We start from the raw sequence: 13064 nt of genomic DNA on the forward strand, positions 1-13064 counted from the left end.
GCACTCAACCCGCTATGACTTCGCGCGGATCGCCGGAGGCGTGATGGATCAGATTTCGTTGTGGCTGGTGTTCGGGGCAGGGGTGCTGAGTTTCCTCAGCCCGTGCGTGCTGCCGCTGGTGCCGCCCTACCTGACCTATATGAGCGGGGCGAGCTTCGACCAGCTGCGCGCCGATGGCGCCACCGCCGGTACGCTGTGGCGTAAGAGCGTCTTCACCTCGCTGTTCTTCATCGCCGGCTTCTCGGTCGTCTTCATCCTCTTCGGCATCACCGCCACCGCGCTGGGGCAGGCGTTCCGGCAGGCGCTGCCGGTACTGACGCCGCTGGCCGGCATTTTCATCATCGCGATGGGGCTGCATTTCCTCGGCGTCTACCGCATCGGCTTCCTCGATCGGCAGTTGCGCCACAACGGGCCCGGCGTGGCCAGCGGCCCGATCGGCGGATTCCTGCTCGGCCTTGCCTTCGCCATCGGCTGGACCCCGTGCATCGGACCGGTGCTGGCAGCGATCCTCGCCGTCGCCTCCAGCAAGCAGACCGCTCTCGATGGAGCCGCGCTGCTCGGGCTCTATTCGCTCGGGCTCGGCGTGCCGTTCCTGCTCGCCGGCATCGCCATCGGCCCGTTCCTCAGCTTCTTCTCCGGCTTCAAGAAGCACCTCGGTGTGGTCGAAAAGATCATGGGAGGGCTGCTGGTGGTCACGGGCCTGCTGTTCCTCACCGGCCAGTTCACTCGGATTTCGTACTGGTTCCTCGAGACGTTCCCGGTGCTGCAGCAGTTCGGCTGAGCTAGATCAGCTTCAGCCCGCGCATCGAGGCGTGCCCGGCCTTGCCGATGATGATGTGGTCGTGCACCGTGATCCCCAGCGGCCGCGCCACGTCGTTGATCTGACGGGTCATCTGCACGTCGGCACTCGATGGCGCCGGATCGCCCGAGGGGTGGTTGTGCACGAGGATGATGGCGGTGGCGCTCAGCTCCAACGTGCGCTTGATCACCTCTCGCGGGTAGACCGGGGTATGGTCCACGGTTCCCGTCTGCTGGACCTCGTCAGCGATCAGACGGTTCTTCTTGTCGAGGAAGAGGATGCGGAACTGCTCGACATTGTTGAAGGCCATCTGGGCGGTGCAGTAGTCGATCAGCGCCGCCCATGAGCTGAGGATCGGCTTGTCCGGCACCATGCGGTCACGCGCGAAACGCTGCGCCGCGGCCTGGATGATCTTGAGGTTGGCAGCCGAGACGAGGCCGAGGCCCTTCACGTCGTCGAGCTGCTGTGGCGTCGCCGAGAACACGCCCGAGAACGAGCCGAACTTCTGGATCAGCTCCTTGGCGAGGGGCTTGGTATCCTTGCGGGGGATGACGATCTGCAGGATTAGCTCCAGCAGCTCGTAATCCTCGATATGCTGCTCGCCCAATTGCAGGAAGCGCTGGCGGGCCCGCTCGCGATGGCCGGCATAGTGCGGGGTGGCTGCCTCGCCGAGTCCGTCCGGCGATGGCTTGGCCCCCCGCGCCATGATCTAGCGGCGGGCCTCGAGCGGGTTGAACAGGCCCCGCGGCGAGGTGGTGAAGATCTCGGCGCCGGTCTCGGTGATGCCGATCGAATGCTCCGCCTGGGCCGAAAGCGTCCGATCGCGGGTGACGGCGGTCCAGCCGTCGGCAAGGATTTTCACATGCGGGCGGCCGAGGTTGATCATCGGTTCGATAGTGAAGATCATGCCCGGCTTCAACGGCACGCCGGTGCCCGGCACGCCGAAATGCATGATGTTGGGCTCGTCGTGGAAGAGCTGGCCGACGCCGTGGCCGACGAAATCGCGCACCACGCTCATGCGTTCCGCTTCCGCCAGCTCCTGGATGGCGGCGCCGATGTCGCCGGTGGTGTTGCCGGGCTTTGCCGCGGCGATGCCCGCAGCGAGACCCTCGTAGGTCACCTCGATCAGCCGCTCCGCCTTCCGGCTGATCTCGCCGACCGGGTACATGCGGGAACTATCCCCGTACCAGCCGTCGACGATCAGAGTGAGATCGATATTGACGATGTCGCCCTCGCGCAGCGGCCGGTCTTCCGGCATGCCGTGGCAGACGACGTGGTTGATCGAGGTGCAGGTGGAGTAGCGGTAGCCCTTATAGAACAGCGTCGCCGGAATGGCGTTGTGGTCGCGGGCGAACTCGTAGGCCATCCTGTCGAGCGCCGCAGTGGTGACCCCCGGCTTCACGGCGTCGACCAGCAGGTCGAGAGCTTCGGCGGTCAGCTGTCCGGCCTTGCGCATGCCGGCGAACCCGGCCTCGCCATGCAGCGGAATCACCCCCTGCGTGCGGCGGGTCTTGGTCTCGGCTTCGACAAAGGTGATCATCAGGGGCTCCGTTCAGACTTGCGAAAGTAGGCGTTCATCGGCGTTTCGAAAAGGGCGTTCACAAGGTCAGCTATGCTGTGGCATTCGCCCCGGATTGCTTGACCATTCGGGCTTGGGTGAGGCAATGCATTATGCCTCGCATTTCCGGGGCACCCATGCCGTCTGAAACCGCCGTCACCGCAGCCCTCGTCGTCATCGGCGATGAAATCCTGTCCGGCCGGACCAAGGACGTGAATATCGGCGCGACTGCCGATTTCTGCACCGAGCTCGGGATCGACCTGCGCGAAGTCCGCGTCGTGTCGGATGTCGAGGACGAGATCATCGCCGCGGTGAATGCCGTAAGGTCCCGCTACACCTACGTTTTTACCACCGGCGGCATCGGCCCGACCCACGACGACATCACCGCCGACGCGGTGGCGAAGGCCTTCGGCGTCGCCTTGCCGATCAACGCTGAAGCGCGCGCCATGCTCGAAGCGCGCTGGATGCAGACCGGCACTGAAGTCAACGAAGCGCGCCTGCGCATGGCCCGCATCCCCGAAGGCGGCTCGCTGATCGTCAATTCGGTCAGCGCCGCGCCGGGGTTCCGCATCGGCAATGTCCACGTCATGGCGGGCGTACCCAAGATCATGCTGGCGATGCTGGAGTCGATCGCGCCGACCCTAAAGGGCGGCCGCAAGGTGAAGTCCGTCACCATCCGCTGCCGGGTCGGTGAAGGCACGATCAGCGCGCCTTTCGGCGCCATCCAGGCCGAGTTCCCCGATGTGAAGATGGGCAGCTATCCCCAGATGGGGCAAACGGCTGTCATGACCGAGCTGGTGCTCCGCTCGCCGGACGAGGTGCGCCTCGAAGAGGCTGCCGGCCGGGTCCGCGCGATGGTCACCGAGGCGCACCGCGCCGCCGGGCTGCCGCTCGAGGTCGAGGTCTACTAGAGTTTCCGGGCCGTACGGTCCACAACGAACGAAGCGGCGCTGCCGCGACAGGAGAATGAAGTGACGAGCCCGCAGAAATCCTTCCCCGTGACCTGGGACCAGTTCCACCGCGACAGCCGTGCGCTCGCCTGGCGCCTGCAGGCGCTCGGCCCGTTCGATGCGCTGGTGGCGATCACCCGCGGCGGCCTCGTGCCGGCGGCGATCGTGGCGCGTGAGCTGAACATCCGCGTGGTCGAGAGCGTCGCGGTGAAGAGCTACGACCACCAGAGCCAGAGCGGCATCAAGGTGCTGAAGCCGATCACCGACGAGCTGCTGCAGAAGGCCAAGACCGGCGGCAAGATCCTGATCGTCGACGACCTGGTCGATACCGGAGCCACGGCCCGCGTGGTCCGCGAGATGCTGCCCGGCGCCCATTTCGCCACCGTCTACGCCAAGCCCAAGGGCCGCGAGATGGTCGACACCTTCATCACCGAAGTGAGCCAGGACACCTGGATCTTCTTCCCGTGGGACCTCGACGTGGCCTACGTGCCACCTATCTCCGGTGCCACGGACTGACGACTGGGGAGGCTCCGAGCTTCTGGCGCGCAGTCAAACACCTGACGGCGCGCTGACGCTGCGCGTGCATCGAACGGTCGAGAACGGCGAACCTTTGGTCTCCATGGGCTTTGAAGAGGGTGCCTGGCACTTTCACCCCACGGCCGACGAGGCGATCCAAATCTTCGATGCGGTCGACCTAGCCTTCGAGCTCGATGGATCGTCTAACGACATAGCTCACCAGTTCAGGCTCTGGAGTGGGCCGGTCAGTTTCGAGGACCTTGTCGATGGCAAGGCCCCCTACGTTTCGCTTGACCATTTGTGGAACTGGCGCACCTAGGTCAAAGCTGCTGCACCACGTTGATCCACAGCCCCGATGGGTCCTTCAGGCTGAACCTGCGCTGGCCGAAGGGTTCGTCGGTGAGGGGATAGTCCGGCTCCTTGCCGGAGGCACGGACCTCTGCGAGCGCGGCCTCCGCATCCTTCACCTCGAGCTCCATGCTGGTGCCGGCGGTGTAAGCCTCCGGCCCGGGCGGCCAGGACGGGTGTTCGGGCGACATGAAGGCGATGCTGGCGCCGTCGGCCTGCATGTAGACAAACCAGTCGTTTTCAAACACGACGGCAAAGCCGAGGTGCCGGGCCCAGAAGTCGCGGCACTGCGGGAAGGCGTCGGTGACGATGATAGGGTAGCGATCGACATACTGCATTCTGGCCTCCTTGAGCGTGAGGTCAGGCTTAGCGCAGGTCGCTGACAGCGGATGTCAGGGTTATAACTCCCGCAACCGTTTGAGTTTTTGCCACATCTGTGGGAAACGGCGTGTCGCGTGCGGGCGTGATGGAATGGTAGACATACGGGACTTAAAATCCCGAGGGTGTACACCCGTGTGGGTTCGAGTCCCACCGCCCGCACCAAGTCGAGGAGATCGCCGGTGTTGCTGAAGCTCGAAGTGCTCGAGGCCATCAAGCGGGGCGACATCAGCCTGCAGTTTCGGCGCTGGACGCGGCCGACGGTCAAACCGGGCGGGACGCTGAAGACCAAGGTCGGACTGCTGAAGATCGGGCGGATCGACGACATGTCGCCCGACGATGTCACCGAGGCCGATGCGAAGAAGGCCGGTTTTCGGGATGTCGCCGAGTTCCGGCGCTGGCTCGACACCATGAAACAGGGGCCGCTGTTCCAGCGCATCGAGGTCAGCTACCTCGGAGACGGCCAGTGATCCGCGCCGGCAGTCTTGCGTTGCTGCTACTCGCGTCGCCATCGGCGTTCGCGCAGGAGGAAGAGGCGGACCAACCGCCGGCCTGCAGCGTCTGGACGGCGCAGATGCAGGAGGACGAGGGCGGTTCGGTGTTCACTGCCTCGGCCTGCGCAGAGGATCGCCCGGATGCGTACTTGCTGCTGACCTGCTCGGCCGGCCGGGTGTTCATCAGGTACGACATGGCAGCCGGGGCCGAGCGCTCGCCAGGGCTGGCGGAGAAGGCCGGCGTGGATTTCACCATCGGGCTTTCGACGCAACGGGTCGCCATGCAGCACCAGGAAATGGACGGGATGTTTGCCGCCGATGTGGTTGCAAACGGGCCGCTGATCGCTCTGATGGCATCTGGCGAGAACCTGCGCATCTCGGATGGCGACGGTATCTACCCCGAGCATAGGTTCGGCCTCAGCGGCTCGTCGACGGCGCTGACCGAGCTGCTGGCGCGCTGCAGCTAGGCGCGCATCCGTTCGAATACCCAGGGCTGCTCCTCGAGGCTGGGTCCGGTGACGCGATAGTTCGTGAGTGCTCCATCGAGCGTGCGTTGCAGCACCACAAGTGCGCGTACCCACTCGGTGTATATGCGGCGCGAGCGGCGTACCGCATCGAGCGAGACGCAGCGGCCGCGGCCGGCATGCCAATCGGGGCGGCGGGCTTCGCGGGCAAAGCGGCGGATCAGCGTGGCGTGGGGCGTGGGCAACGCGAGTACGGCCCAGTAGACGGTGAGCGCGTCGATATCGGCCTGTGACCGAGACTCGACGGATTCAGTGCGAAAGGCCCAGATCAGCAGATCCTGGATGTCGATGCGGTGCTGCATTGCGTCCCTCGTTTCGCGCCTAGGGCATTTCACCGTTTCGTCGAAACGGTGAAGTGCTTCAGGTTGCTGGTCTGTCGCGCTTTCGAACCGGAAAAGTCTGCAACTCTTGCTGAAAACGCTCTTAGCTATGCCGAGAAGAACGGCGGGCGAAATACCGGGTTTCCACAGTTCCCATGCTTACCGCAGGCACTGGTTGACGCGCTGTAAAGCACGTCGTCGCAGCTTTCGCGCAAATCGATATTGAACCGCGCGTATGCGGATTTCGAGAGTGTGGGGAACGCTTAGCGCAATGAGGACGTTCTGTCCGGCGATCAACAACAAGGGTGCCTCACATGCACAAGGACGAAGTAAAGGGCGCTGCCAAAGAGGCTCGCGGCCACGTCAAGGATGCCATCGGCAAAGCGACCGGTGACGGCAAGCTTCGTGCAGACGGAGCAGCGGACAAGGTCGAGGGCAAGGTCCAGAACGCTGCCGGCAAGATCAAGGAAGCTGCCCGCGACGCGCTCAAGCGCTAGCGCCGGAGCAGCCCCGGCTCTCGCACAAGGAAGGCCGCCTCAGGGCGGCCTTCTTGCGTTAGGATTAGGCCGACAAGGAGTCGGCGATGATCGGAAACATTCTCACGGGCGTCGTGGCGCTCATCCACTGCTACATTCTCGTGCTCGAGATGTTCCTGTGGGACAAGCCGCAGGGCATGAAGGCATTCGGGAGCACGCCTCAGTTCGCGACCGAGACCAAGGTGCTGGCGGCAAACCAGGGACTCTACAACGGCTTCCTTGCTGCTGGGCTGTTCTGGGGCATCTGGCTGGGCGAGGCAGGCGATCCGATCAAGGTGTTCTTCCTCCTCTGCGTTGCTGTCGCCGGCGTGTTCGGTGCCGTGACCGCGAGCCGCAAGATCCTGTTTGTGCAGACCATTCCGGCAGTCGTGGCGTTGTTCGCGGTTTGGCTCGCCTGAGCTTTTGCACAGCCCCGGTGAACAAGGCGCTGCAATAATTGCCGGGTGTGGCAATGTTGGATAACGTCCTCACGACGGCGTGATCTGCCTGAGCTTTGACGGACTCTCGTTCGATCGAAGCGGTGGCTGGACCAGGCAGCGGTGAGCTTCCGATTGTTTCGGTTTCGCTGCGCCGTTCGACAAACGAGGCGGGGCCCGCGAGTTGTGGCGCGGACCTGGCAACCGGGTTCGCAGGAGGCGAACCAGCTCCGGCGCGGTCAGAGGCCAGGACCATTCTCCGGGGCGTGAACGGTCGTATTTCTGGCGCATCGCGCGGTACTTAATGGGCATAGTCAGACAGTTGTCCCATGAGGGGACACAGGCAGCGCCGCAAGGGGGGTGGGCGTCTCGGCAGAGCGGAGGCCAACCTGCGGTGAAACAGGTCGTATTCCGGGTCGATTACGGGATGGTCAGCCACGGCCTCGCGCCGCTGTTCGTCGATGGGCATCCCACCGAGCTGGCGTTCTGGGGGCTGTCCTCCGACATCGTACGGCGGCTCAAGCGGCTGAACGAGCTGTATGACCGGCAGGTCAATTGGGACAATCCCACCGATCCCGCCTGGCGTATTTCCGAGCGGGACCGGAACGAGTTCAACGCGCTGCTGCCGTTCGTGGTCTCCGAGCTTCAGATCGCGCTGGGCGACCGGTGGCTGATCGAGGTCGAGAGCGAGCCGATCTAGGCTGCTGCAGCTTCGAAGCTATAGTGCAGGCGAACGCAGCCGGCACCCAGCGATGTCGCGGACAACAGCCTGATGCTCTTGGCGAATCCGGTTGGCGGGAAGAGCGGATAGCCGCCGCCAAGCAAGTGCGAGATCACGTAGATCTCGATCTCGTCGAGTGCGCCGCGCTCGATAAAGGCCATCTGTAACTGCCCGCCGCCGAGCATCCAGATGTCTCCGTCATTGTAGCCGCGAAGCTCGGCTATGAGGGCGTCGATGTCGGTGCGGGTTTCGAGCGCGCCGATCGGGTCGAGCAGGGCGCGCGAGGTGACGACGATGGTGCGCTGGTCGGCGTAGGGCCAGGGGATGTTCTGCTTGACGAGCCAGTCGTAGGTGGTGCGGCCCATGACGACGGTGCGGATGCGCTTGATGAACAGGTTGTAGTCGTACTCGCCAAGTTCCATGTCGCGCCGCGTGGTAAGCCATTCCAGCGTCTCGCCGGGGTCGGCGATGAAGCCGTCGAGGCTGGTTGCGATGTAACCGATGATCCGCGCCATAGGTCTATCCTCCATGGGTAGTTTATAAACGAATGTTCATTTATAATCGTCGCCATGTCCAGACCCAAGAAGATTCCTGACGAAGATATCGTCGAGGCCGTCGCCGAACTCCTCGGGCGCGAGGGACCGGCAGGACTGACGTTTGCCGCGGCTTCCGCCGCGACAGGCCTCTCGCCTGCTACGCTGGTGCAGCGCTACGGCAACCGCGAGGCGCTGATGCGGGCGGCGCTGCTGTGGATGTGGGACATCGTCGACCGGCAGACCGCCGAGGCGGACGCGACACAGCCGATCGATCCGGATGGGGCGATCGCACTGCTGGTGCGCCTCTCCGCTGGCTACGGCAGCGGCGACGAGGCCGCACAGGGCCTGTTGCTGCTGCGCGAGGATTTTCGCGATCCGGTGCTGAGGGCGCGCGGTGTTGCCTGGCACAAGGCGCTGGCGACGGCGCTGGGGCGCCGTCTCAGCACGGATCCGGAGACGCAGGCACGGCTTGGTCAACTGATGGCGGCGCAATGGCAGGGCATCGTGCTCTGGTGGGGTTTTTCGCGCGAAGGTACGCTCCGCGGCCACTTGCGGCGCGAGTTGCATGCGTGGATGGAGAGCCTGCGCTCCGCCTGACAGTCGTTTTCGGGTTCAATCGACCGGCGTGAACGCCTAGTCTATGGGGATGCGCTACCGCCTGTTCGACACAGATCTCGGCCCCATGGCCGTCGGCTGGACCGACGCCGCCGTTTCGCGCGTGCTGTTGCCGGGTGACGAGGTGGCAGCGATGCGTGAGCGGCTGGAAAGGGCCGGCGGCGTCGAGGACGCGGGAGGGCAGGCGGAGCTTGTCGCGCGCATCGTCGCCTATGCGGAGGGGGCGAACGACAACTTCGCCGATGTCGGGCTCGACCTCAGCGGTGTCCCCGAAACGAACAAGCTCATCTACGAGCATATCCGCGAACTCGCTTGGGGCGAGACGACCACTTACGGCGCCATCGCGCGCTGGCTGGGCGATGTCGCGCTATCGCGTGCGGTCGGGGCAGCCATGGGTGCCAATCCCATTCCGCTGATCGTGCCGTGCCATCGCGTGCTGGCGGCTGACGGGCGGGCTGGGGGATTCTCATCGCCGCGCGGCGTGCAGGCGAAGATGGAGATGCTCGCGCTCGAGAAGGCGGCGTCGCCGACGGGGCAGTTCTCGTTTGGATTCTAGACCGAGCCGGTGCAGATGTTGCGCTCAGCCTCGACGCCCTTGAGCATGTCCTTGATCGAGGATGGCACACCCATGCCCATGAAGGCACCAAAGTCGCTCTGGGTGACGACGCCGTCGCGGACCAGCGCGCGGATGGCCGCGACCACCTTCCTGTGGTGCACGCGCATGGCGGCGAACGTGCCTTCCTTCTGCATGTCGTAGACCGCCGAGCCGAAGGCGACCTCGCCACCGAACGCCTCGCCGAGGATTGCCATTGGCGCGCCCTGCACACCCATGCCAAGGACGAGCAGGTCCATGCGGTCGAGGTAGTCTTGCACGGCGGCAACCAGGGTGGCTTTACCCTCGGGAGCGCAGAAGCGCTTGACCTTGCTGGTGATGCTGCACTCGACCTGCGTAGCGAGCCCGGCAAAGCCTTCCGTGACGGTGCGTTCCACCAAGATGGCTTCGGCCGGGGGCGGCTCAGCTGCGGCGGCCAGCGCCTCGGCCTTGCAGCGGGAGGCGTCGACATCCGTCCAGGCGAGATCAGTCTCCACCGCAGCGGGGGCGGACTGGCGCGCGGGTGGCTTTGACTGGGGCGTTGGCTGCGAGGCTGGGGAGGCAAGCGCTACCTTGGCATGTGCCGGGGCGACGCGTGGCGCCAGCCATGTCGCGTAGCCGAAGTAGCCAAAGCTGGCGACCGCGACCACGGCGACGAACGCGATCAGCAGGTCGACAATATTGCCGCGTTGGGCTTGTTTGGGCGCTGGAGTGTCGACACTCCGCAGCCCACGCACCAGATCGCGCCCCGACATTTCGCCCTGCCCAGATTGCTATTCCCAGGCAGAGGTTAGCCGAAAGCAATGAATAGACGATTTCGCAGAAGCGAAAGATTGTCCGCCGACAATACTTGCCCGGCTATTGCCCGCGCTTGAACACTTTGAGGTGGGTCAGCTCTTTGACCACCTTCGTCGCGATGGTTTCGACCGGGTCCGCGACATCAACGCTCAGTACATTCTCATCCGCGGCCGGCCGCTCCAAAGTCGCGAACTGGCTGTCGAGCAGCTTTGGGTTCATGAACTCGTGCTGGCGCGCCTCGATGCGCTTGCGGATAACTTCGATGTCACCGTCGAGGAAGACGAACAGGATAGGTTCGCCAGCCTTTTCAGTGAGATAGTCCCGATATGCACGCTTCAGGGCCGAGCAGGCGCCGACCGCGACGCCCTTCTGGCCGGCGGCCTCAGCCAGCGCCTTGGCAAGCGTTTCGAGCCAGGGCCAGCGGTCGTCGTCGTTCAGTGGAATGCCCGCCCGCATCTTCTCCTTGTTCGCCGGCGGATGGTAGCCGTCACCATCGAGGAACGGGGCGTGCAGGCGCCGCCCGAGCGCCGCACCGACGGCCGATTTGCCCGAGGACGCAACGCCCATGACGATGATGATGCGCGCCGGTTCAGACCGTCGCGGTGAAGGCGCCGTCGACATAGAGGATGTGTCCATTGACGAAAGAAGATGCCTTGGAGGCGAGAAAGACCGCGGCGCCGCCGAGCTCGGCGGGATCGCCCCAGCGTCCCATCGGGGTGCGCTTCTCGACCCAGGCGTTGAAGTCCTGGTTCTGCAGCAGGGCTTCGTTCAGCTCGGTGGCGATGTAGCCCGGGGCGATTCCGTTCACGTTCAGCCCGTACTTGGCCCAGTCGACCGCCATGCCGCGGGTGAGATTTGCGATGGCCGCTTTCGAGGCAGAGTAGGGCGCAACCGACTGCCGCGCGAAATTGCTGAGCACCGAGCAGATGTTGATGATCTTGCCGGATTTCCGCGCGATCATTCCGCGCACAACGGCCCGGCTGACAAGGAATGCCGAGGTCACGTTGGTGTCCATGACCTGCTGGAACTTGTCGAGCGTCCATTCCTCGAGCGGCTGGCGATGCTGCATTCCGGCATTGTTGACGAGGATGTCGATGGGACCGATCTCGTTCTCGGCGTGGGCGATTGCATCCTCAACGCTGTCTTCGCTGGCCACATCGAAGGCGAGTGCCCTGACGACGGTACCACCTTCGGCAAGGCGCGCGGCGGCGGCACCAAGCGCCTCGGGGTTACGCGAGTTGATGATGATCTCGGCGCCGGCGCCTGCCAGTGCTTCCGCGATGCCGTAGCCGATGCCGCGGCTTGAACCCGTCACGAGAGCCCGCTTGCCCTCGAGGCTGAACATAGAAATCGAATCCAACAGATGCTCCTCCCGAGCCAATGGCGCCGGAGACTAGTGCAAGCCGGACGGCTTGGTAAGGCAGCAAAAGGTGGGTGGGCAAGGACGCGCGGCGCGCCTTTCGAGGGGTGGCTTTCGCCAGCCCGCCATGCCAAAAAGCCGCCCACGAAATCGTAATAACTCCCATAGGAGAATGTTGATGGCGTCTGCCGATATCGGCCTGATCGGGCTTGCGGTCATGGGTTCCAACCTGGCCCTCAATATTGCCGAGAAAGGCTACAGCATCGCCGTCCACAACCGGACCGCTTCGCGCATCGACGAGTTCGTCGAGATGGCCAAGGAACAGGGCCTGAACGACAAGGTCGTTCCGGAAGCCGACCTCGTGAAGTTCATCCAGTCGGTGAAGCGTCCGCGCTCGATCATCATCATGGTCAAGGCCGGAAAGCCGGTCGACGAGATGATCGAGCAGCTGCTGCCGCATCTCGAGAAGGGCGACGCCATCCTCGAATGCGGCAACTCGCTCTATACCGATAGCCAGCGCCGCTTCGAGTACCTGCGCGACAAGGGCATCGGCTTCCTCGGCATCGGCGTGTCCGGTGGTGAAGAAGGCGCGCGCCACGGTCCTTCGATCATGGTCGGCGGTCCGGAAGCGCAGTGGAAGAACGCTCAGCCGATCCTCGAGGCGATCTCGGCCAAGTTCAACGGCGAGCCGTGCTGCGCCTATCTGGGCGAAGGCGGTGCGGGCCACTTCGTCAAGATGATCCACAACGGCATCGAATACGGCGACATGCAGATGATCGCCGAGGTCTATGGCGTGATGCGCGATGGCCTCGGCATGGACACCAAGGCTTCCGCCAAGGTATTCAAGGACTGGGATAAGGGCCAGCTCAACTCCTACCTGATCGAGATCACCGGCTACGTGCTCGAAGCGGTAGAGCCAAAGACCGGCAAGCCGCTGGTCGACCTGATCCTCGACAAGGCGGGCCAGAAGGGCACCGGCACCTGGACCGCCATCGCGGCACAGCAACTGGCCGTGCCCGCTACCGCCATCGAAGGTGCTGTCGCCGCCCGTTCGATCTCGTCGCGCAAGGAAGAGCGCGTCGCTGCCGAGGCCGTCTACGGCAAGCCGGCAGGCGGCAAGGCCGATGTGTCACTGACCGACCTCGAGCAGGCGCTGCTGGCCGGCAAGATCGTCTCCTACGCCCAGGGCTTCGCGGTGCTGTCCAAGGCATCCGAGGAGTTCGGCTGGAACCTGCCGCTTGCCACCATTGCCAAGATCTGGCGTGCCGGCTGCATCATCCGCTCGCGCTTCCTCGACCAGATGTCGGCCGCATATGCCAAGGGCGAGGCGGTCAACCTGCTGATGGTGCCGGATTTTGTGACCATCATGAAGACGGCCAACAAGTCGCTGCGCAAGGTCGTGGCGGCTGCGGCGCTCGGCGAGTTCCCGCTGATCTGCCTTTCGGCTTCGCTGGCCTATTTCGACAGCTATCGCCAGGCGCAGGGCACGGCGAACCTCACCCAGGGCCAGCGCGACTTCTTCGGCGCGCACGGCTTTATCCTCACCGATCGCGAGGGCGAACAGCACGGTACCTGGCCGAGCACGTTGGGGAAATAAGGGCAG

20 protein-coding genes and 1 tRNA gene are annotated in these 13064 nt (G+C 64.4%); 13 read left to right on the plus strand and 8 right to left on the minus strand.

Going from position 1 to position 13064, the window contains the following annotated elements:
• The first annotated feature begins 43 nt into the window (after nucleotides 1-43).
• On the plus strand, nucleotides 44-781 hold the full coding sequence (locus tag ACOYW5_RS02175) for a cytochrome c biogenesis CcdA family protein (RefSeq protein WP_423067634.1): 738 nt from the start codon (nucleotides 44-46) through the stop codon (nucleotides 779-781).
• A 1-nt stretch (nucleotide 782) separates the two neighbouring features.
• Here ACOYW5_RS02175 and radC read toward each other — a convergent pair whose 3' ends face one another.
• Together radC and map are read right to left on the minus strand one after the other, a co-directional pair.
• The gene (radC, locus tag ACOYW5_RS02180; RefSeq protein WP_423067635.1) at nucleotides 783-1505 is read right to left on the minus strand and encodes a RadC family protein; all 723 of its coding nucleotides are present in this window, start codon (nucleotides 1503-1505) and stop codon (nucleotides 783-785) included.
• Nucleotides 1506-1508: 3 nt separating this feature from the next.
• Nucleotides 1509-2339, minus strand: a complete 831-nt coding sequence (map, locus tag ACOYW5_RS02185; RefSeq protein WP_423067636.1) for a type I methionyl aminopeptidase — start codon at nucleotides 2337-2339, stop codon at nucleotides 1509-1511.
• A 155-nt stretch (nucleotides 2340-2494) separates the two neighbouring features.
• Here map and ACOYW5_RS02190 point away from each other — a divergent pair, with 155 nt between their 5' ends.
• From ACOYW5_RS02190 to ACOYW5_RS02200, 3 genes are read left to right on the plus strand one after another with little or no spacing between them, the layout of a single operon-like run.
• Nucleotides 2495-3268 (plus strand): competence/damage-inducible protein A, encoded by a 774-nt coding sequence (locus tag ACOYW5_RS02190; RefSeq protein ID WP_423067637.1) that lies wholly within the window; start codon nucleotides 2495-2497, stop codon nucleotides 3266-3268.
• A gap of 60 nt (nucleotides 3269-3328) precedes the next feature.
• Nucleotides 3329-3823, plus strand: coding sequence for a xanthine phosphoribosyltransferase (gene gpt / locus ACOYW5_RS02195; RefSeq protein WP_423067638.1), 495 nt, complete (start codon nucleotides 3329-3331; stop codon nucleotides 3821-3823).
• The gene (locus ACOYW5_RS02200; RefSeq protein WP_423067639.1) at nucleotides 3810-4142 is read left to right on the plus strand and encodes a hypothetical protein; all 333 of its coding nucleotides are present in this window, start codon (nucleotides 3810-3812) and stop codon (nucleotides 4140-4142) included. The genes gpt and ACOYW5_RS02200 overlap by 14 nt, the downstream gene beginning before the upstream one ends.
• A gap of 1 nt (nucleotide 4143) precedes the next feature.
• Here ACOYW5_RS02200 and ACOYW5_RS02205 read toward each other — a convergent pair whose 3' ends face one another.
• Nucleotides 4144-4509, minus strand: a complete 366-nt coding sequence (locus tag ACOYW5_RS02205) for a VOC family protein (protein WP_423067640.1) — start codon at nucleotides 4507-4509, stop codon at nucleotides 4144-4146.
• Nucleotides 4510-4628: 119 nt separating this feature from the next.
• Between ACOYW5_RS02205 and ACOYW5_RS02210 the strand changes: the two genes are divergently transcribed.
• The 3 genes from ACOYW5_RS02210 (at nucleotide 4629) to ACOYW5_RS02220 (ending at nucleotide 5510) form a co-directional block, all read left to right on the plus strand.
• Nucleotides 4629-4714 (plus strand) — tRNA-Leu (locus ACOYW5_RS02210).
• Nucleotides 4715-4731: 17 nt separating this feature from the next.
• A complete protein-coding gene (locus ACOYW5_RS02215; protein WP_423067641.1) occupies nucleotides 4732-5019 on the plus strand; it encodes a hypothetical protein in 288 nt (95 codons plus the stop codon).
• Nucleotides 5016-5510 carry a hypothetical protein gene (locus ACOYW5_RS02220; protein WP_423067642.1) on the plus strand — a complete coding sequence of 165 codons (495 nt, stop codon included), beginning with the start codon at nucleotides 5016-5018 and terminating at the stop codon, nucleotides 5508-5510. Before ACOYW5_RS02215 ends, ACOYW5_RS02220 begins: the two co-directional genes overlap by 4 nt.
• Here the strand turns inward: ACOYW5_RS02220 and ACOYW5_RS02225 are convergent.
• A complete protein-coding gene (locus ACOYW5_RS02225; RefSeq protein ID WP_423067643.1) occupies nucleotides 5507-5869 on the minus strand; it encodes a hypothetical protein in 363 nt (120 codons plus the stop codon). The genes ACOYW5_RS02220 and ACOYW5_RS02225 overlap by 4 nt on opposite strands.
• Before the next feature lie 332 nt (nucleotides 5870-6201).
• On the opposite strand from ACOYW5_RS02225, the gene ACOYW5_RS02230 reads away from it, so the two are divergent.
• The 3 genes from ACOYW5_RS02230 (at nucleotide 6202) to ACOYW5_RS02240 (ending at nucleotide 7539) form a co-directional block, all read left to right on the plus strand.
• A complete protein-coding gene (locus ACOYW5_RS02230) occupies nucleotides 6202-6384 on the plus strand; it encodes a CsbD family protein (RefSeq protein WP_423067644.1) in 183 nt (60 codons plus the stop codon).
• A gap of 86 nt (nucleotides 6385-6470) precedes the next feature.
• Nucleotides 6471-6821, plus strand: coding sequence for a DUF1304 domain-containing protein (locus ACOYW5_RS02235; protein ID WP_423067645.1), 351 nt, complete (start codon nucleotides 6471-6473; stop codon nucleotides 6819-6821).
• Nucleotides 6822-7233: 412 nt separating this feature from the next.
• Nucleotides 7234-7539: a hypothetical protein gene (locus ACOYW5_RS02240; protein ID WP_423067646.1), complete on the plus strand. Its 306-nt coding sequence runs from the start codon at nucleotides 7234-7236 to the stop codon at nucleotides 7537-7539.
• Here ACOYW5_RS02240 and ACOYW5_RS02245 read toward each other — a convergent pair.
• Nucleotides 7536-8075, minus strand: coding sequence for a dihydrofolate reductase family protein (locus ACOYW5_RS02245; RefSeq protein WP_423067647.1), 540 nt, complete (start codon nucleotides 8073-8075; stop codon nucleotides 7536-7538). The genes ACOYW5_RS02240 and ACOYW5_RS02245 overlap by 4 nt on opposite strands.
• A 54-nt stretch (nucleotides 8076-8129) precedes the next feature.
• Here ACOYW5_RS02245 and ACOYW5_RS02250 point away from each other — a divergent pair, with 54 nt between their 5' ends.
• Both ACOYW5_RS02250 and ACOYW5_RS02255 read left to right on the plus strand, forming a co-directional pair.
• Entirely contained in the window at nucleotides 8130-8693 is a 564-nt protein-coding gene (locus tag ACOYW5_RS02250) for a TetR/AcrR family transcriptional regulator (protein WP_423067648.1), read from the plus strand.
• A 49-nt stretch (nucleotides 8694-8742) separates the two neighbouring features.
• Nucleotides 8743-9267 (plus strand): methylated-DNA--[protein]-cysteine S-methyltransferase, encoded by a 525-nt coding sequence (locus tag ACOYW5_RS02255; RefSeq protein ID WP_423067649.1) that lies wholly within the window; start codon nucleotides 8743-8745, stop codon nucleotides 9265-9267.
• Here ACOYW5_RS02255 and ACOYW5_RS02260 read toward each other — a convergent pair.
• The 3 genes from ACOYW5_RS02260 to ACOYW5_RS02270 form a co-directional block, all read right to left on the minus strand.
• Complete coding sequence (locus tag ACOYW5_RS02260; protein ID WP_423067650.1) at nucleotides 9264-10058, minus strand: hypothetical protein; 795 nt, start codon at nucleotides 10056-10058, stop codon at nucleotides 9264-9266. The two genes, ACOYW5_RS02255 and ACOYW5_RS02260, sit on opposite strands and share 4 nt — an antisense overlap.
• 103 nt (nucleotides 10059-10161) lie before the next feature.
• Nucleotides 10162-10722, minus strand: coding sequence for a gluconokinase (locus ACOYW5_RS02265; RefSeq protein WP_423067651.1), 561 nt, complete (start codon nucleotides 10720-10722; stop codon nucleotides 10162-10164).
• Nucleotides 10691-11446 (minus strand): glucose 1-dehydrogenase, encoded by a 756-nt coding sequence (locus ACOYW5_RS02270; RefSeq protein WP_423069389.1) that lies wholly within the window; start codon nucleotides 11444-11446, stop codon nucleotides 10691-10693. Before ACOYW5_RS02270 ends, ACOYW5_RS02265 begins: the two co-directional genes overlap by 32 nt.
• A 193-nt stretch (nucleotides 11447-11639) precedes the next feature.
• On the opposite strand from ACOYW5_RS02270, the gene gndA reads away from it, so the two are divergent.
• On the plus strand, nucleotides 11640-13058 hold the full coding sequence (gene gndA, locus ACOYW5_RS02275) for an NADP-dependent phosphogluconate dehydrogenase (RefSeq protein ID WP_423067652.1): 1419 nt from the start codon (nucleotides 11640-11642) through the stop codon (nucleotides 13056-13058).
• Nucleotides 13059-13064 lie beyond the last annotated feature (6 nt).

The organism is Devosia sp. CN2-171, assembly GCF_049354815.1.
In the GTDB taxonomy this organism is placed as follows: domain Bacteria; phylum Pseudomonadota; class Alphaproteobacteria; order Rhizobiales; family Devosiaceae; genus Devosia_A.